Origin of the sequence: Acinetobacter sp. YH12136, assembly GCF_013418545.1 — a bacterium.
GTDB classification, from domain to species: domain Bacteria; phylum Pseudomonadota; class Gammaproteobacteria; order Pseudomonadales; family Moraxellaceae; genus Acinetobacter; species Acinetobacter towneri.
The window spans coordinates 18,163-37,540 of sequence record NZ_VPBV01000015.1; the positions used below are offsets into that span (position 1 = coordinate 18,163).

At 41.1% G+C, this 19,378-nt stretch carries 15 protein-coding genes; 6 read left to right on the forward strand and 9 right to left on the reverse strand.

Annotation, left to right across the window (positions count from 1 at the left end; all coding sequences use genetic code 11):
- From FTU71_RS08355 to FTU71_RS08370, 4 genes are all read left to right on the forward strand, one after another.
- Window positions 1-1,995 (forward strand): acetyl/propionyl/methylcrotonyl-CoA carboxylase subunit alpha, encoded by a 1,995-nt coding sequence (locus FTU71_RS08355; protein WP_180006166.1) that lies wholly within the window; start codon window positions 1-3, stop codon window positions 1,993-1,995.
- Window positions 1,992-2,894 carry a hydroxymethylglutaryl-CoA lyase gene (locus tag FTU71_RS08360; RefSeq protein ID WP_180006165.1) on the forward strand — a complete coding sequence of 301 codons (903 nt, stop codon included), beginning with the start codon at window positions 1,992-1,994 and terminating at the stop codon, window positions 2,892-2,894. The genes FTU71_RS08355 and FTU71_RS08360 overlap by 4 nt, the downstream gene beginning before the upstream one ends.
- A gap of 85 nt (window positions 2,895-2,979) precedes the next feature.
- Complete coding sequence (locus tag FTU71_RS08365; RefSeq protein WP_180006164.1) at window positions 2,980-3,684, forward strand: CoA transferase subunit A; 705 nt, start codon at window positions 2,980-2,982, stop codon at window positions 3,682-3,684.
- Window positions 3,685-3,688: 4 nt separating this feature from the next.
- Window positions 3,689-4,327 (forward strand): CoA transferase subunit B, encoded by a 639-nt coding sequence (locus FTU71_RS08370; protein ID WP_180006163.1) that lies wholly within the window; start codon window positions 3,689-3,691, stop codon window positions 4,325-4,327.
- A gap of 270 nt (window positions 4,328-4,597) precedes the next feature.
- Here FTU71_RS08370 and FTU71_RS08375 read toward each other — a convergent pair whose 3' ends face one another.
- The 6 genes from FTU71_RS08375 to FTU71_RS08400 all read right to left on the reverse strand — a co-directional run bounded on the left by FTU71_RS08375 (window position 4,598) and on the right by FTU71_RS08400 (window position 11,042).
- On the reverse strand, window positions 4,598-6,082 hold the full coding sequence (locus FTU71_RS08375; protein ID WP_180037769.1) for an OmpA family protein: 1,485 nt from the start codon (window positions 6,080-6,082) through the stop codon (window positions 4,598-4,600).
- A 213-nt stretch (window positions 6,083-6,295) separates the two neighbouring features.
- Window positions 6,296-7,198, reverse strand: a complete 903-nt coding sequence (locus FTU71_RS08380) for a lysozyme inhibitor LprI family protein (RefSeq protein WP_228153771.1) — start codon at window positions 7,196-7,198, stop codon at window positions 6,296-6,298.
- Between the two features lie 43 nt (window positions 7,199-7,241).
- Window positions 7,242-7,958: a hypothetical protein gene (locus FTU71_RS08385; RefSeq protein WP_104851795.1), complete on the reverse strand. Its 717-nt coding sequence runs from the start codon at window positions 7,956-7,958 to the stop codon at window positions 7,242-7,244.
- A 126-nt stretch (window positions 7,959-8,084) separates the two neighbouring features.
- Complete coding sequence (locus FTU71_RS08390; protein ID WP_180006066.1) at window positions 8,085-9,320, reverse strand: dihydroorotase; 1,236 nt, start codon at window positions 9,318-9,320, stop codon at window positions 8,085-8,087.
- A gap of 10 nt (window positions 9,321-9,330) precedes the next feature.
- Window positions 9,331-10,347, reverse strand: coding sequence for an aspartate carbamoyltransferase catalytic subunit (locus FTU71_RS08395; RefSeq protein WP_004971550.1), 1,017 nt, complete (start codon window positions 10,345-10,347; stop codon window positions 9,331-9,333).
- Between the two features lie 305 nt (window positions 10,348-10,652).
- On the reverse strand, window positions 10,653-11,042 hold the full coding sequence (locus FTU71_RS08400) for a hypothetical protein (protein ID WP_180111805.1): 390 nt from the start codon (window positions 11,040-11,042) through the stop codon (window positions 10,653-10,655).
- Window positions 11,043-11,369: 327 nt separating this feature from the next.
- On the opposite strand from FTU71_RS08400, the gene rlmKL reads away from it, so the two are divergent.
- Window positions 11,370-13,574 carry a bifunctional 23S rRNA (guanine(2069)-N(7))-methyltransferase RlmK/23S rRNA (guanine(2445)-N(2))-methyltransferase RlmL gene (gene rlmKL, locus FTU71_RS08405; RefSeq protein ID WP_179994066.1) on the forward strand — a complete coding sequence of 735 codons (2,205 nt, stop codon included), beginning with the start codon at window positions 11,370-11,372 and terminating at the stop codon, window positions 13,572-13,574.
- Window positions 13,575-13,647: 73 nt separating this feature from the next.
- Here the strand turns inward: rlmKL and FTU71_RS08410 are convergent, their stop codons facing one another.
- From FTU71_RS08410 to FTU71_RS08420, 3 genes are all read right to left on the reverse strand, one after another.
- Entirely contained in the window at window positions 13,648-14,931 is a 1,284-nt protein-coding gene (locus tag FTU71_RS08410) for a DUF945 family protein (protein ID WP_179994065.1), read from the reverse strand.
- A 228-nt stretch (window positions 14,932-15,159) separates the two neighbouring features.
- Window positions 15,160-17,739, reverse strand: coding sequence for an ATP-dependent chaperone ClpB (gene clpB, locus FTU71_RS08415; protein ID WP_180111807.1), 2,580 nt, complete (start codon window positions 17,737-17,739; stop codon window positions 15,160-15,162).
- Between the two features lie 310 nt (window positions 17,740-18,049).
- Window positions 18,050-18,472: an OsmC family protein gene (locus FTU71_RS08420; RefSeq protein ID WP_004971563.1), complete on the reverse strand. Its 423-nt coding sequence runs from the start codon at window positions 18,470-18,472 to the stop codon at window positions 18,050-18,052.
- A 148-nt stretch (window positions 18,473-18,620) separates the two neighbouring features.
- Between FTU71_RS08420 and crp the strand changes: the two genes are divergently transcribed.
- Entirely contained in the window at window positions 18,621-19,325 is a 705-nt protein-coding gene (gene crp, locus FTU71_RS08425; protein ID WP_004971566.1) for a cAMP-activated global transcriptional regulator CRP, read from the forward strand.
- Window positions 19,326-19,378 lie beyond the last annotated feature (53 nt).

The following is a 19,378-nucleotide window of genomic DNA, read 5'->3' on the forward strand; positions in this document are numbered from 1 at the left end:
ATGTTTGAAAAGATTTTAATTGCCAACCGTGGTGAAATTGCCTGCCGTGTAATTCGTACCGCAAAAAAACTTGGGATTGCGACTGTCGCGGTGTATTCAGATGCCGATGCGCAATCACAACACGTTAAACTGGCAGACGAAGCCATTTATATTGGTGAATCGCCTGCGGCACAAAGTTATTTGCAAGTTGAACGTATTATTCAGGCAGCCAAAAGCACAGGTGCACAAGCGATTCACCCGGGTTATGGTTTCTTGTCTGAAAATGACCAGTTTGCCCTTGCCTGTAAAGACAACAATATTGTCTTTATTGGCCCGCCTGTTGAAGCCATTCTAGCAATGGGGCTTAAGGCCACTTCTAAAGCTTTAATGGAAAAAGCAGGCGTGCCACTAACGCCGGGCTACCACGGCACCAATCAGGATGCAGCTTTCTTAAAGCAACAAGCCGACAGCATTGGCTATCCGGTATTGATTAAAGCCAGCGCAGGCGGTGGTGGTAAAGGTATGCGTCTGGTTGAACGCAGTGAAGACTTTCTGAGCTCACTTGCCTCATGTAAGAGTGAAGCACGCTCTAGTTTTGGCAATGAAGATGTACTAATTGAACGCTATGTGATTCAGCCACGCCATATTGAAGTTCAGGTTTTTGGCGATACTCACGGCAACTATGTGCACTTATTCGAGCGTGATTGCTCGGTGCAACGTCGTCATCAAAAAGTGCTTGAAGAAGCACCTGCGCCTAAAATGCCAGAAGACAAACTCGAAACCATGCGCCAAGCTGCGATTGATGCTGCACGTGCCGTGAATTATGTGGGTGCAGGTACAGTCGAGTTTATTGTCGAGCAAGATGGTACGGCGTATTTCATGGAAATGAATACCCGCCTACAGGTAGAACACCCAGTCACTGAAATGATTACAGGACAGGACTTGGTAGAGTGGCAATTGCGAGTGGCCTTTGGTGAACCCTTACCAAAACAGCAGCATGAATTGCAAATTCACGGTCATGCCCTCGAAGCACGTGTCTATGCCGAAGAACCAGAAAAAGGCTTTATCCCCGCCATTGGTCAAATCAGCTACTTGCATTATCCAGCGCAAAATGATGCTGTACGCGTAGACAGCGGCATTGTAGAAGGCGATGAAATCAGCACCTACTACGACCCAATGATTGCCAAACTGATTGTCTGGGGCAAAAACCGTGAAGCAGCATTGACGCAAATGCACCATGCTTTGGGTCAGTTCCATGTCGATGGTTTGGGCAACAACATTGCCTTTTTAGATCGCTTAGTACTGTGTGATTCTTTTAAAAATGCCAATTTAGATACTGGCCTGATTCAACGTGAAGAAGCATTTTTACTCAATGCAAAACCTGATGTGGCTACCGAAACGATTGTTGCTGCTGCGTTAATTGAAGTATTGTCTCGTATTCAAAGCAACAAAGCGGCAAACAATACAATTTGGCAAAAAGACCACTTCTGGCGCTTAAACCTGCAAAACGCCTACACAGTGCAATTACAGTGCAATGACCAAACACTCAAAATTCAATTAAAAATACAATCATCAGGTTTTAAAGTACACTTCAATGGGCAAACGCTGAACGTTCAGGGTGAACTTTTAGATGCGCATCGTCTACAACTTTGTGTGAATGGTCAGCAACAAAAATTGGCTTTCAATCAAAATGCCCAAGGCATCACCCTCTTCCAAAACGGTCAGCGTCATGTGTTTGGTTATGTACAAGCTAATTTTAAAGGTGATGATCAACAAGACAATGACAACAACTTGACCGCACCAATGCCGGGTGTGATTACCCAAGTCTTGGTTGCGGCCAATGCTCGTGTGAAAAAAGATGATGTGTTAATGACCCTTGAAGCCATGAAAATTGAATATTCAATTCGTGCGCCTTTTGATGGCATTGTAGCAAGCTCATATTTCCAAGCGGGTGATCAGGTCAAAGCCGGTGATGAACTGGTTGAATTTGAAGCCTTGACGGAGGAAGTTGCATGACTGAATTTGTCAAAATTGTAGAAGTCGGGCCACGTGATGGTCTGCAAAATGAGAAAACACCACTCACTTTGACAGACCGCAAAAACCTGATTCTGGATTTAATGCAAACGGGTTTAAAAAACATTGAAGTTGGCTCATGTGTTTCAGCCAAATGGGTTCCGCAAATGGCAGATAGCGATGTGCTGTTTGCCGAGTTACCCAAAGACCCGAACATTCAATTCAGTTTACTCACGCCCAATTTAAAAGGTTTTGAGTCGGCTTTGGCAGTCGGTTGCAAAGAAGTTGCGGTGTTTACCGCAGCTTCTGAAAGCTTTACCCAAAAAAACATTAACTGTTCAATTGCTGAAAGTCTGGAAAAGTTTAGTGATGTGATGCACCTCGCCAAAGCACATGATATTCAAGTACGTGGTTATGTGTCATGTATGGTGGACTGCCCTTATGAAGGTGCAATTGAGCCGAAACAGGTCGCTAAAGTCACACAGCAATTATTGGACATGGGCTGTTATGAAGTGTCTTTGGGCGAAACCATAGGCACAGCAACCCCAGACCGTGTGCAAAAAGTTTGGGATGCTTGCTTGGCACAAGTCGATAGCAAAGTTCTGGCAGGTCATTTCCATAATACCTATGGTATGGCGATTGCCAATATTTATCAGTCACTCTTACAAGGTATTCGGGTATTTGATTCATCCATTGCTGGGCTGGGTGGTTGCCCATACGCCAAAGGTGCTTCGGGCAATGTCTCGACTGAGGATTTGTATTATCTACTCTCCAACATGGGCTTTGAAACGGGTATTCAGGTGGATGCTTTAATGCAGGCTAGCCGTAATATCAGCGATGTATTGCAGCGCAACAATCCCTCCAACTATGCCAATGCTTATTGGCAAAAGGCCTGTGCTTAAAGCCCAAATCTGTATGAACAATGCTTTATAAGCAACAAATGCAACGGCAAGTGAATGCCGTATAGAAAATAAATAGAGGTGACAAATGTCCAATAAAGTATATGACAGCGCACAAGCTGCATTAAATGGTGTGGTGCAGGATGGACAGACCTTAGCGGTTGGCGGTTTTGGTTTATGTGGCATTCCAGAAGCCCTGATTGCCGCGCTCAAAGCTACAGGCGCAAAACAACTAACTTGCATTTCTAATAATGCAGGGGTCGATGGTTTTGGTTTAGGTCTATTACTTGAAACCAAACAAATCAAAAAAATGATTTCGTCTTATGTCGGTGAAAATAAAGAATTTGAACACCAATTTTTAAATGGCGAATTGGAAGTCGAACTCACCCCACAAGGTACACTGGCTGAAAAATTACGTGCAGGCGGTGCAGGTATTCCTGCATTTTTCACTCCTACAGGTGTTGGTACGGTCATTGCAGAAGGCAAAGAAGTCCGTGAATTTAATGGCAAAGACTATATTTTAGAAGAATCCTTAACGGCAGATGTCGCTTTAGTTAAAGCCTATAAAGCAGATAAGGCTGGCAATTTGATTTTCCGTAAAACTGCCCAAAACTTTAATCCAGTCTGTGCCATGGCGGGCAAAATCACCATTGCAGAGGTTGAGGAAATTGTAGAGATTGGCGATTTAGAACCCGATGAAATTCACCTCCCGGGGATTTATGTGAATCGCATTGTCCTGAATGCAACTCCAGAAAAACGTATTGAACAAATGACTTTAAAGGCGGAGGCTTAATCACATGGCTTGGACGCGTAATCAAATGGCGCAACGCGCCGCACAAGAATTAGAAGATGGTTTTTATGTCAATTTAGGTATTGGTTTGCCAACACTGGTAGCCAACTATATTCCTGACCATATTAATGTCTGGTTGCAGTCTGAAAATGGCTTGCTGGGTATTGGTGAATTTCCGACTGAGGCTACGGTAGATGCCGACCTGATCAATGCTGGAAAACAGACAGTCACCGCGCGTAAAGGTGCCGCCTTTTTCTCTAGTGCAGACTCATTTGCCATGATTCGTGGCGGGCACGTCAATATCGCCATTTTGGGTGCAATGGAAGTTTCAGAAACTGGCGATCTGGCCAACTGGATGATTCCAGGCAAGAAAGTTAAAGGTATGGGCGGTGCAATGGATTTGGTTGCAGGCGTGCAAAAAGTCGTGGTACTGATGGAACACTGTGCCAAAGATGGCACCCCTAAAATTGTATCGCAGTGCAGTTTACCGCTTACGGGTAAAGCGGTGGTGCATCGTATCATTACCGATTTAGGCGTGCTTGATATTACTCCACAAGGCGTAAAGTTGATTGAACTTGCACCCGATGTCAGTTTTGATGAAATTCAAAAAGTCACAGGTGTTGCCTTACAAAAAGTCGCAGCTTGATGAATTTATCTCGAGTGAATAACCCTCTCCTTTGCAAGTTTTGATGCACTGCTTTAAAACTTAATACAAGGGAGAGAGTTTATTTTGACTCCTATACTTTTCCACTCAACAAAACCAATAAATCACTGATTTATAAAACGATTCCACTAAACCAAAAATCATTTAAAAAATCACTTTCAATTTCGATATTTGCACAATACTTCGGGATTGATCCACAATAAAAAAGCCTTCACTTTGCAAAGTGAAGGCTTACAAGAAAATAGACCTATTTTAAGATTGAGGCGCCTTTTGCTCTACCACGCCAGCATCTTCCACACTACGCACCGTGCCTGTATCTACATTCAAGACTTCAAACTCAATACGGCGGTTTTTAAATTGACCTTCTGGCGTTGCATTTGCCGCAATCGGCTGCTCTGAACCAAAACCAATGGCTTGCAATTGACCCGGATTTACACCACGTGATACTAAATAATCGACCACTGCTTGCGCACGTTGTTGTGACAAAGTTTTGTTGGCATTGGCATCACCTACGGCATCGGTATGCCCTTTCACGGTTAATTGCACTTGTGGCGCGCGCTGCATCAATACCGCAGCCTGATCTAAAATAGACTTATTGGCTGCTGGAATTTCAGTCGATGCAGAATCAAAATTAATGATTTGCATATTGAGTGCCGTCGCAACATCTAACGCGCGGATATTGTCAGGATTAATTGCAGCCAAAGCCTGCTCGGCATTACTAATACTGCTGGTTACAGCCTGATTGACATCGGTTACTATGTTTTCTGCAGGTTGCTGAGTCACTACAGTCATGTTTTTAGCCAATGGACGAATTTGACTGGCTAAACGCTCTGCATCGGCAGGGTTCGCTGCTTGAATAGACAGTTGATTACCCACCCAGATTAAATTGACATTCGGTACAGCTTTGAGCATTTTCAACACGCTTGGAATTACATCCTGATCAATAAATTCTGAATGATAGTTGGCATAATTTTCTGCACCACAACCTGTTGGATGATTAAAAATTTGCTTCACTTCATTTTGCAAAATTTCCATATAGCTTGGATTATTCAACAAAATTTGACAGGTCACCAAATTACCATCACTACCCGTACTGACTTGCAGCATTGCAACCTGATTTGCTGCCACTTGGGTCTGTGTGGTTGCAGGCGCTTGGTTGCGGTCACTACATGTGCGGAACAAAAATGCCAATAAACCAATTAAAATAATTAAAGCTAAAATTGGCAATAACCACGAACGGCGCTCTTCTACTGGCTCAGTTACAATAACTTCAGGTGCTTGATGTACGGTTTGTCCTGCAGCATTATTTACCCCCAATGCAGCCAATAAAGCTGTTGCCCACTGCGGCAAAGCTGCCTGAATTGAATCTAAATTATTTTGCAATAAATGTTGAATCGCAACTGGGTCTGATGACCCTGCCTGATTTTCAAGAAAGTTTAGACTAGGTGCAATAGAACGATTCAGTGTATTTTCAATTTCGGCTTGTGGTGCTGTGCCACTCACCATATCCATAAACTGCTGTTTTAAAGACAAGTTTGAACCAAAGACATCGCCCACACGAGGGTTAAGCTGTCGATGCAAATTATCAATTAATTCAGGACGTGAATTTAAAATAGACAATAAAATTGGATAAAAACCACTCAATGCCTGATTTTTTTCAAGTAAATGCTGAGTTTCCCCTTCCAATACAATGGATGACACGCTTTGTTTGAGCAAGTCTATCAAATCTGTTTGCATATATATGTCCTCTTTTTTTGTCTTTGTTTTCATGTTGTTTTTTAATATATATGCTTAAAATTTAAACAAATGTAATAAATTGTGGTGTTTTGATTTTGTTGTGAAATTTAAATCAACGGAATGTAGAGTTTTCTATTGTTCGGTTTTCTATTTTTGATTTTTAAGAATTCAATAAAAAAGCCAGCCGAAGCTGACTTTTATTTAAACTTGAAATCAAGGTTCTAAATAATAAATTTTTTGGCGTAATTCATTGGTACGTTCGTTGGTCATACTTGTTTCACAGTTTAAACGAAAAACTTCTGGATTTTCTGTATTTGAACTTTCCAATTTGCACTCTAAATCACGCTTCTTTAACCAAATTTTTTGTTCAGCAAGCAGCTGATCACGTACGTCTTTGGTGGTAGCATTCCATACTAAATTCAAATTCGCATTAGCTTTATCTAAATTTGATTGAGCTTCTGACAATAAAACTGATTGATACTCTTCAGCGACAGCTGACTCTTCAGCTATCCTTTTTATTTCTTCTTGTTTAGCAACCTCTGCCGCATTTTGTCGTGCAGTTTTGACTAAAGAATCAACAGCAATATCTCTGACAAAATATGCAAGAGCATCTGGATTTTCTAAAGTCACATAAACTTTTTTACCGTCATCTGTTGGTTGCACTAAGTATTCAATTTCTTTTTTCAATTGATTTGATTCAAAGGATAAATCAGACAAAATCGCAGACTGAGCAATATTATTTTCATCATAAATAGCTCTGGCTGCATCTGCATCTTTAATCATTTGATCTGGGATTTTAACCACAAATTCCGTTACACAATACTGCTTATTACTATTCGGATCAGAGTTATTTGTACGAACGTCATTCACATTAAATGTAATTTGCTGAAGGGTGCTTCTTAATTTACCCATATCAATTGTGATATTTTCACTATCAACTAGCTCTTTAACACGTAATGCTGCAACATCACCTACTGTTTTACTAAAACTTTCAACAACCAACTGTTTGGCAGTTTCATTATCACATTTAACTGAGCTACCTGTAATTGATTGTACTTTATCACAGCCAGATATAAAGAACATACTACCGATTAGTGCTAATAATTTAAATTTCATAATTACCCTATTATCAATTTATCTTTATTACAGAAACAGATTATTAATATTCTTCATAACTTTCTGCGAGCACTTCATCCGCTGCTGCATTAGCGGCTTCTGCAGCTTCTAAAGCAGCTTCGTTTGCTAAATAATCAGTATTATTTCTTCGCATATTAGCTTTGGTAGTTTCCAAATTTTGGACCTGATTCTTTTCAATTTGTGGTTTTAAGAAAGCATAAGTCAAAGTATCTGAAACTAAAGTTTGCATGTCAGATGAATTTTTTATTTGTGCTAAAACCTTGTCACCTTTATCAGTTGGTTGTAAAACATATTCTAAAGTTAAATTAATTTTATTATTTTCATAATTCACACCTAAATTATTTGCTTGTGCTTCAACACTTAGAGCATCAACTTTAGATCTTGCTTCATCAGATTTTTTTATTAAATCCGATGGAACTGTAACTGTTAAATCAATTGAGCATGAAGTTTTAGGACTATTCGGATCAATAAAATCCGTTCTGCTATCTGCCAAACTAAATTGGATATTTTTTGCAGATAATTTAAGTTTTGCAGGATCTAAATCTTTAATCGAACCATCTTTGATTAACAATTTCAGTTCGCGTTCTAAAGATTTTTCCAAATTATCATTTAACACCTGTGTTACCAATGATGTAGCAGACTCATCATCACATTGAACATGATTTGAAAATAGTTTATCACAACCTGTTAATGCCAAACTGGATGTAAAAGCAATAAGTATTTTATTGTTAAGTTTCATTAATAACCCCTCTTTTGTTTAAATAATTATAAACTAAATTAACAATTAATAACAATTGAGTCACAAAAAAGCCAGCCGAAGCTGACTTTTATTTAAAGTTGAAAATCAAATATCAATCAAAGCATATTAAGCAGTAAAGACGCGTACTGATTTGCCTTTGACCACTTGATTGATTAAAGGCGTATTTTTGCCCTGTGACACAATCGTTTCTTTGTTCAGTGTCCATTCTACTTCTGGGTCAACCAAGACCCAACCCGCTTCCTGTTCCCAACGACTTTGCATTTTTGCTACACGTGCAGGTGCAAGGGTCACTTTTTCTACCCATTCCAATGGACTGAGTAGACCTTCCTGAATCAGTTGAATCCCAAAGGGAATATAAGTATCAAACGCAGTAAAACCTGACAAAGTATCCGCAAATGGTGCCATTTTTGCAGAACTGTTTAAAGGCTCGTGATGAGTACAAATCGCATCAATCACACCATCTTTTACACCTTGACGCAGTAATGCTTTGTCTTGCTCTGAGCGCAGTGGCGGACGTACATGCGCTAACGAGTTAAAACCATCAATAATTTGATCGGTTAAATGCAGTTGATGCATCGCAACATCACAAGTGACAGGTAAACCTTTGGCTTTAGCTTGTTGAATCAATTCAACTGATGCACCACAAGACAATAAGCCAAAATGCGCACGTACACCTGTGGCTTCAATCATCAGCAAATATTTGGCAATCGCTACGGTTTCTGCCAAAGTTGGAATCATAGGCAAGCCCTGACGCGATGCAATAAAACCTTCATGCACACAGCCATCTTTAGCAATTTGCGGTTCTTCGGCATAGAACACCACGGTCATGTCCAAACCTGCAGCATATTCCAGTGTGCGAATCACGACATCATCATCTTCAAAAGGTGCATTGGCATTGGACACTGCACTACAGCCGCCTTTTTTCAGTCCCGCCATATTGGCAGGCTGCTTGCCGTTTAAACCTTGAGTTTGTGCACCAATCACTTCTAAATAAATGCCACCATCCAACATGGCTTTTTCGACCAAACCATGAATGAGTGCACCGTTGTCTTGCACGATTGGTTTAGAATCGGGTGGCGTAAATAAGTGCAGAATTCCGTTTTCACGTGCGGCCTTGCCTTCAGATTTGAGCGTGCCATGTTGTTGCTGACCAGGTTCACGTAAACGTGCGCATAAATCGACCATAGTTGGCATGAGCCATTGACCTTGGGCATCTATGCTTTCGCTAATATCTGCACTTTCTGCAACCAACTTGCCATTTTCAAGATATACCGTTTGTACGCGGTCAATTTGCTGGATTGGGTCAAGCACACGTACATTTTCAATTTTTACAATCGCCATGACTTTTTCCTTATACCGCAATCGCGTCAATCAAACCTTGTTCTTGCAATTGACCTTGCATCGCCAAGGCCAATACCGCCATACGTACCGCAATACCGTTGGTTACTTGATTTAAAATCACCGATTGAGGCCCATCGGCAATGCTTGAATCAATTTCGACACCACGGTTCATTGGACCAGGATGCATCACAATACAGTTTGGTTTTGCAAGCGCCAAACGCTCTTTGTTTAAACCGTACATTTTGTAGAATTCGGCTTGTGAGGCAAGTGCTGGCGAATCAATACGTTCATTTTGAATACGCAGGGTAATAATCACGTCGCAATCTTTAATGCCTTCTTCCATTTTGTTAAATAAACGCACGCCTGCGCCATATTCATCAAAACCGTAGGGCAACAAGGTGTTCGGTGCAATCACGCGAATGTCTTTACAGCCCAGTGTTTGCAAGGCAGCCACATCGGAACGCGCCACGCGTGAATGTTTGATATCACCAATAATCGCAACACTTAATTCTTCATAAGGTCGTTGGGTTTCACGGCGAATGGTCAGCATATCCAACATCGCTTGCGTTGGATGTGCATGACGGCCATCACCCGCATTAATAATGGCAACCTTTGGGCAAACCGTTTTAGCAATAAAATGTGCTGCACCTGAAGATGAATGACGCACCACAAAAATGTCAGCAGCCATCGCCTCTAAGTTCCACAAAGTGTCACGCAAAGTTTCACCTTTAGAGGTACTTGAACGGGCAATATCAATATTGAGTACATTGGCAGAAAGACGCTTGGCTGCGGCTTCAAATGTGGTGCGGGTACGAGTAGAGTTTTCGAAGAACAAATTCATCACCGTGCGCCCTTCGAGCAAATTATTGGTGATCAGTTGGTTTTGTTCATTGAAAAAGGACTGTGCTGTGTCCAGAATTTGGGTGAGGGTTTCTTTGGAAAGACCTTCGATGGTTAAAAAGTGTTTTAAATGCCCATCTTTATTCAATTGAATCTGGCTCGGAGTATGCAATGCCGCCAAATGCATGAGAGATTCCTTATACGTTAAGTTAACGCATTATACAGAAATTGATTTGGCAAAGCAGTGTAACTTGGCATGATTTAGTCAAAAGAAACTTATGATTTTAAAAATTAAGTCATGCAGACTCATCTACACTTTCTTTCATGCTTAATACTCTACAAAGCGATGTGAAAGGATGGCATTTATATTTAACTGCTCTGCTAGCCAATCATCTTGATATGAGCTTGATGAACATCTGGTGGGTCAATCTTCGCCTACAACTGCCTACGCAACCTTCAGGCTATGTAGGCATAGTCTGTACAATTCACCGTTTAACGCAATGCCCCTATATAATGATGGGACACCTGCGCCCGATAAATTTCTTCAGCTGTAGCTTCAGTCAAGTCATCTGTATTTTCTATATTTTCTACTGCATCTAATTGCTGCGCTTCAGTCTGTGGCGACGTTATTTCTGCATCAGCATCCATTAAGTTAGCCAATATACTGTTTAAGCGCAGCGCATAACGGCACAATTCCTCATCGTGTGTAGCGAGCGCCAATTGCAGCACAGCACGTGCATAGTCTGAATTTTCAACCAGATACATGACATCAATCACACGTCCACTGACCCGTCTTAATCGCGTATAAATTAAAGTGGCAACTGAAAAAATCTCGTTATTTGCTGTTAAAGCCTGTGCCGTGTTTAAAGTAGCCGTGGTCATTTAAATATTCCCCTTATCGCTTCATTGTTGTTTTGCAGTGTTTGATGCTCATCTGCAAAATGTTCACCATCACAACAATGTATGAGCAAAATACATACCAATCATGTGAATATTCAGGTTTTTATTTTTCCGCAATACAATCACTCAAAATTTTTTAGAGATGTCATTACATCCTCATTGCCTTTTTAGAAAAAAACAGTAAAAAATGCCCTGAAGCTCTTCAAACCTAGACCTTTAAAATTCTGCACGATTCACGCTAAATCACTAAGTTTTCTAGCACAAAATACGGTAAAATAGCCGATTGCTGAATTGCTTTTGGAAATTTTCATGAATTCGAAACCCCGTCTTTCTACATATTGGGTCACCTGTGCAGATGGACTTGAAACCTTATTGCAAGAAGAAATGCAAGGTTTAGGTATTCAAAATATCGAACGTTTACCGGGTCGTTTAATTTTCAAAGGCACACTCGAAAATGCCTATCGTGTCTGCATGTGGTCACGTTTAGCCTCACGTGTCCTTACACCAATTCACACACACGAAATTGAATTTAGTCACGACGCGCGCGATGTAGCCGAAGAGCTTTATGAAGGTGCGCTGAGCTTTGACTGGTCACTGATTTTTGCGCCACAAAGTACTTTTGCAGTGCGTTTGCATATAGAGCGTGACATTAAAGTGAACAGCCAATTTGCGACCTTGCGCGTTAAAGATGGTGTGGTCGATTCATTTATGGATGCAGTGGGCAAACGTCCAAGCATTGACATCAAACAGCCTGAAATTACCTTATACGTGTTGGCAGGTAAAAAAGAACATACATACTGCCTAGATTTATCTGGCGATTCACTGCATAAACGCGGCTATCGTCGTTTTATGACCGATGCCCCAATTAAAGAAAACCTTGCCGCAGCGATTCTGCAAAAAGGTCAATTACAACAAATTCAACCCGACATTATTTTAGACCCAATGTGTGGTTCGGGTACGTTTATTATTGAAGCATTGATGATGCTGACTGACCGTGCACCGGGTTTGGTACGTCGTTTCGGTTTTAACGGTTGGCAAGGTCACGACCATGAATTATGGATGAGTATTAAAGCAGAAGCGGCTGAACGCCATCAAACTGCATTACAACAACCATTGCCAAAATTTTATGCTTTCGATGCCGACTGGGAAGCAGTCAAAGCCACCAAGCAAAATATTATTGCAGCAGGTTTTGAAAGTCTGCTCGATCAGATTCAAATTGAAGAACGTACTTTGGCTGACTGGCCCGACTTTCAAGCCGAAGGTAAAAAGGCCTTTATTGTAACCAACCCACCTTATGGTGAGCGTTTGGGCGATAAAGCCTCGAACCGTGCCTTATATTTGGGTCTGTCTGCCCTCTTGCAAAAGCATTTCCCAAATCAAAAAGCAGCCGTCATTGCAGCCCAAGTTGAACAAGCCGATGTGTTGGCTTTCAATGACCCGCAAATTTTACGTTTGATGAACGGTAAACTGCCAATTTATGTCCGTTTTGGTACGATCAAACCTGCAACAGTCGCGCGTCCATTCTTAGCAGATTGGCAACCGCAACAGTTTGAACCCATTGAAGGCGCAGAAGATTTCACCAACCGTTTGCAAAAAAACATGCAGAGCCTGAAAAAATGGGCGGTGAAAGAAAATGTGCATTGCCTGCGTTTATACGATGCAGACTTACCTGACTTTAATGTCGCAGTCGATTTATACGGCGACCGTTTGCACGTGCAGGAATATGCGCCGCCGAAAAAAATTGATCCTGAAAAAGCCAAAAAGCGTTTTAACCTTGCCTTACAAGCCATTCGCGCTGTCACAGGTTTAGGGCGCGATGCGGTATTTATTAAAACCCGTGCCCGTCAGGAAGGTAAAAACCAGTACACCAAACAAAGTACCGCCTCGAAGCGTTTTATTGTGCAAGAAGGTCAGGCTAAAATTTTGGTTAACCTCACCGACTACCTAGATACAGGCTTGTTCCTTGACCATCGTCAAATGCGTTTACGTATTGCCAAAGAAGCACGTGGCAAGCACTTCCTGAATTTATACAGTTATACCTCAACTGCAAGTTTACATGCCGCGCTTGGCGGTGCAGCAAGTACCACCAGCGTCGATTTATCCAATACTTATTTGAATTGGTCTAAAGAAAACTTTGTATTGAATGGTTTAACGGTAGACCATGCCGATGAACAACATCAATTCTTTGCCAGTGATTGTTTTGAATGGCTCAAAGAAGGTCATGAACAATATGATCTGATCTTTATTGACCCACCAACTTTCTCAAACTCTAAAAAGTTCTACGGAACATTTGACGTACAACGCGACCACGTTTCTTTAATTAAGCGTGCCATGAACCGCTTAACCACAGGCGGAACGCTGTACTTCTCCAACAACTACCGTGGTTTTGAAATGGATGAAGAAATTGAAGCCATGTTGGATGTGCAAGAAATTAGCCATGAAACTATTGGGCTAGATTTCAAACGCAATACCAAAATCCACCGTGCTTGGAAAATTCAGCACCCGCCTGTTTAAATAAACGATATGGCAATACAACAAAGCCTGTTCATTTGAACAGGCTTTGTTGTATCGTAGATCAGTATCTAGATTATTGACCAGTTAAAAACTTCTTTTCACCATATTGATAATGCATCGACAGTTTAAATTCATCACCATCACGTTGAATTTGCTGATTGCTTTGCATCGCACTGAGCATCTGTTCTAATTCTTGATCAGACATGCTTTTACCCGCAGCATTCATATAATTATTCATAATAGTTTTGACTACTTGTTTGTTAAAACTCACATCGGTTTGCACTTCTAGCAAACTTGGGAACATTTTTGCCAAGCCTTCTATAGTGGTCTGATGCCCTGGCATCACTTTACCAACCAAATCTGCTCGAATACTGCCCGTACCTAACTTCAACTGATTATTCTTGGATTCAAACTGAAAACCCTCATTAATCACAGCCAATAAGGCTTGTTGAACTTCTTTCCCAAAGTTTTCTGCTTCTAAGCAGGAATTACTTTGTTTTTGAATAATATCAAAGAAGGTCTGCATTTTTGTGCGTTGCAAATCTTTAACATCCCAATTGAACTGCAAATCTTGCATTGCGGGCACATTGTCTAAACCTAATTCAGCAATTTTGAATTTTGATTGAATATCAACCGTACGCTCATGCAGTTGAGTATCCATACGCCAACTGAAGTCTTTCATTTTACCTGAACCCACTGCTTTTGAGTCCTGACGCTGCATTTCTGCGATACTGAATTGGAAATAGCCAGGCTCTAAAGACTGCCCATACAAAGACTGATTGGTTTTAAGCTGCATACCTTTTACTTGAAGATGTCCAAATTGATCTCGTACCGTCAATTGAGGCACATCAAAAATCATATTTACAATTTTCTGCTGCCCTTGACTTTGTTTCGCCTGAAACTCAATCTGTATAGGAGAAAATTTAGCTTCAAGTCCTGCATCTTTTTTCTCTATAGCAGGTATGCTCAATTTCGTGGTCGATACACCCAACCAATTCACTTGCGTTGTCACATTTAGAGGCTGCTGAAAGAACTCGGAAAATTGTCCCTGCCCTTGTTCCAGATTCATTTTAGAATCAATTTGGTAACCTTTCCATGTCCGCTGAATTTGATCTTGTCCGTGAAACACCAGTTTTTCTTTAGCATTACATGGGTCTGCAATAATGGTCATTTTCCATTTGGCAGTACCTGTTAGAGTCCCCATGTCGTAGTCCGTATATTGGACGCTCACATTGGGTACAGGATTTAAATTTTGTTGATAATGCTCACGCAGGCTCTTATCTGCATATAAATTTCCTGCAGTGACAGCTCCTGCCAACACTGCAACCCCCATTCCACCCCATACTATTTTTGACATAGATTCTGCTCAGAATTTATCTATTCTTATTGAACAATAAATTATAATTAATCTTCTTTAAAAAAGATAATTGTTTTGCAAATAAATCACTTAAATATAATATTCATCACAAAATATTAAAAATAGCTGTCATTTTTTACCAAAAATTTTACTTATGTGACCTAAATTGTCAGTCATAAAAAACCCAGCCGAAGCTGGGTTTCTTAAAAGTTGCTTACACATAGCCAATTAGCTGAGTTTCATTTTTTCAAACAGCAAATGACCATTTTCAGCTTTAATTAAAATCGTATCACCTGCAACAAAGTCACCTGCGAGGATTTTTTGCGCCAACGTGTTTTCCACATGTTGCTGAATTGCACGTTTCAATGGACGCGCACCGTAGACTGGGTCAAAACCTGCTTCAATCAATTGATCAAATGCAGTATCGTCTATCGACAAGCTCAAGTCACGTTCGCTTAAACGCGCACGTAAACGATCCAATTGAATATCGGCAATGCCACGAATTTGTGCTTTTTCCAGTGAATGGAACACCACCAACTCATCAATACGGTTAATAAACTCAGGGCGGAAATGTTGTGAAACTGCGGCCATGACCACGGTACGCACTTCTTCACGTGTTGGATTGTCACCCAATTCACGTACTTCGTGTGAACCCAAGTTAGAAGTCATCACAATTACAGTGTTCTTAAAGTCCACCACGCGACCTTGCGAGTCGGTTAGGCGTCCATCATCCAACACCTGCAACAAGATGTTAAATACGTCTGGATGGGCTTTTTCCACCTCATCAAACAGCACCACACTGTACGGTTTACGACGTACTGCTTCGGTTAATACACCACCTTCTTCATAACCGACATAGCCTGGAGGCGCACCGACCAAACGGCTGACCGAGTGTTTTTCCATAAATTCAGACATATCAATCCGAATCATGGCGTCATCGCTGTCAAACAAGAAGTTCGCTAACGCTTTGGTCAATTCTGTTTTACCTACCCCTGTTGGGCCAAGGAACAGGAACGAACCACTTGGACGGTTAGGATCAGACAAACCTGCGCGTGAACGACGTACCGCATTCGACACCGCCACCACAGCTTCATCTTGCCCCACCACACGGTTATGCAAGAAATCTTCCATGTGTAGCAATTTTTCACGTTCACCCTGCAGCATTTTCGATACAGGAATGCCCGTTGCAGCACTCACGACTTCAGCAATTTCATTGTCCGTAACTTTGTTACGCAATAATTTTGGTTCTTCTTTCTCTTCAACCAACTCATCTTGTGCCAGTTGTTTTTCCAACTCAGGAATCACACCGTATTGTAAACGTGACATTTCCGCCAAGTCATTTTCACGCTGCGCTTTTTGCAATGCCATACGTGCCTGATCAAGCTGAGTCTGAATTTGCTTAGTGCCTTCAACCAAGGTTTTTTCCGCTTTCCAAACTTCTTCCAAATCATTGTATTCATTTTGAACTTCAATAATTTGTTTTTCCAGATGTGCAACTTCAGCACGGCTGCCTGCATCTTCATCTTTCTTCACGGCTTCAAGTTGCAGTTTTAATTGAATTAAACGGCGCTCTAATTTATCTAAGGCTTCAGGCTTAGAATCTAGCTCCATTTTAATCCGTGACGCTGCCTCATCCACCAAATCAATTGCCTTGTCGGGAAGTTGACGGTCAGTGATATAACGGTGCGACATTTTAGCGGCGGCAATAATCGCCGAATCTAAAATTTTAACCCCGTGGTGCACTTCGTAGCGTTCTTTCAGACCTCGTAAAATTGCAATGGTGTCTTCTACACTTGGCTCATCGACCAATACTTTTTGGAAACGACGTTCCAAAGCAGCATCTTTTTCAATATATTGACGATACTCATCTAAAGTCGTTGCACCTACACAGCGCAACTCACCGCGTGCCAATGCAGGTTTCAACATGTTGCCTGCATCCATTGCACCATCACCTTTACCCGCACCCACAAGCGTGTGTAATTCATCAATAAATAAGATGACTTCGCCTTCTTGTTTGGCCAAGTCTTTCAGTACCGCTTTCAGGCGTTCTTCAAACTCACCACGATATTTCGCACCTGCCAATAACGAGCCTAAATCTAAAGATAAAACACGTTTGCCTTTTAAGCTTTCAGGCACTTCACCATTCACAATACGCTGTGCCAAACCTTCAACAATTGCCGTTTTACCCACACCAGGTTCACCAATGAGTACTGGGTTGTTTTTGGTACGGCGTGACAACACCTGAACGGTACGGCGAATTTCATCATCACGACCAATTACAGGGTCTAGCTTGCCCGCCAACGCACGTTCGGTTAAATCGATGGTATATTTATTGAGTGAGTCACGTTGATCTTCGTGATTATTGCTCATGACTTTTTCATCCCCTCTAATTTTGTCAATCACGCTACGCAAACTGCCTGAGGTCACGCCTACACTGTTCAGTAGTGTTTTGGTCGCGCCCACTTCGGCCAAACCAAGCATTACCCAATCAGTCGATAAAAACTCATCACCTGCTTTTTGGGCAAAACTGTCAGCCAAATTCAGGGCTTTAACTGCATCTGGACTTAAGTTGATATCGCCTGTTGGATTGGCCAAAGTCGGTGCATCGGCAATCGCTTGCTGTAATTTGCTTTGCAAATCACGTAGGTTGGCGCCTGCTTGTTGTAATAAACTGACATTGGAGGCTTCTTCGAGCAAAGTCGCCAATAAGTGAATGCCTTCAATGGCAGTATGATCTTTCCCTATCGCAAGAGATTGGGCATCGGATAATGCTTGCTGTAGTCGGTTGGTAAACTTTTCAAAACGCATTCTTGTTATTCCTCACAACAAATTGTGTACTTGATGGATATATGGGAACGCAGGCGTAAATTTCAATTAATTTTTTATATATTTTTCAAAATCTTAATTAAAATTAACAGTTAGATTTCAATTATAATATTGGACTGATTGAAGTAAATTTCAAGTTTATTCTGGTAATTTTTTATGGAGAGTTAAATCATTGACATACACTTGTAAATCAATAAATTAAAGGCTTTTGATTATTATTCATGCAAATAGAAATATTTAGTTACAATGATTGGCAAATATACCAACCATTGTATGACCTATCAGTCAACGCTTAATCTTGTTCAATAATTTCAAAATCATGGCTAATTTCAACACCACCATCAGATAGCATTTTACTGGCAGAACAGTACTTTTCTGCTGAAAGTTCAACCGCCTTCGCAACCTGCTTTTCCTTGACAGCCTTGCCTTTGACCACAAAATGCAAATGAATTTTGGTGAACACGGCAGGGATGCTATCGGCACGTTCTGCTTTTAACTGACATTCAACATGCGTCACTTCTTGGCGTGATTTCTTTAAAATAGTCACAATATCGAATGAAGCACAACCACCAAGTCCCATTAAGATTAACTCCATAGGACGTGGACCACGGTTTTCACCGCCATATTCTGCAGATCCATCCATCACTACAGAATGACCACTTTCTGATTTGGCTTCAAAAGCAACGTTCTCTAACCACTGAACACTTGTTTGCATTGCAACTACCTAAAAAAAACTATAGATTGACACGGGTATTTGTACACTAACATAACTTGAGTTGATAAGGAATTTCATCTCTACTGTGTGACAAGTTCAGACTAGGTCTTGTGCGATCTATTATTTATCCATTTTCGGAACCGTTAGCATGACTTCAAACTTTTCACAGCTGAGCACTGATGCATTGTCCCCTGGACAACTGCCTGACTCAGTCAAAGCATTATTAAAACGTGCATACATCAACCGTTATCCAAAACGGACAACTATTGTTGATGCAGGGACTGAATCTAAATCGTTATATTTGATTTTAAAAGGTTCAGTATCAATTATTCTTCGCGAAGATGATGATCGCGAAATTGTTGTGGCATATTTGAATCCAGGCGACTTTTTTGGGGAAATGGGTCTGTTTGAATCGAATCCACAACGTACTGCAGAAGTTCGTACTCGTGATGTCTGTGAAATTGCAGAAATTACTTATGAAAACTTCCACGAACTCAGCAAACAATATCCTGACTTAAGCTATGCCGTTTTTGCACAGCTGGTACGTCGTTTAAAAAATACTACACGTAAGGTAACTGACCTTGCCTTTATAGATGTGTCTGGTCGTATTGCACGTTGCTTGATTGATCTTTCTGCGCAACCAGAAGCCATGATTTTGCCAAACGGTCGTCAAATTCGTATTACACGCCAAGAAATTGGTCGTATTGTCGGCTGTTCACGTGAAATGGTCGGGCGTGTTCTAAAAACACTTGAAGAACAAGGCATGATTGAAACTGATGGTAAAGCCATTCTGATTTTTGATGCTTCTTTGGAGCAAAATGAATCCACTGATGGCAACTTTGATGACGAGTAAACCATCTATATGCTCATTAAAAAAGCAAATCTTCGGATTTGCTTTTTTATTAC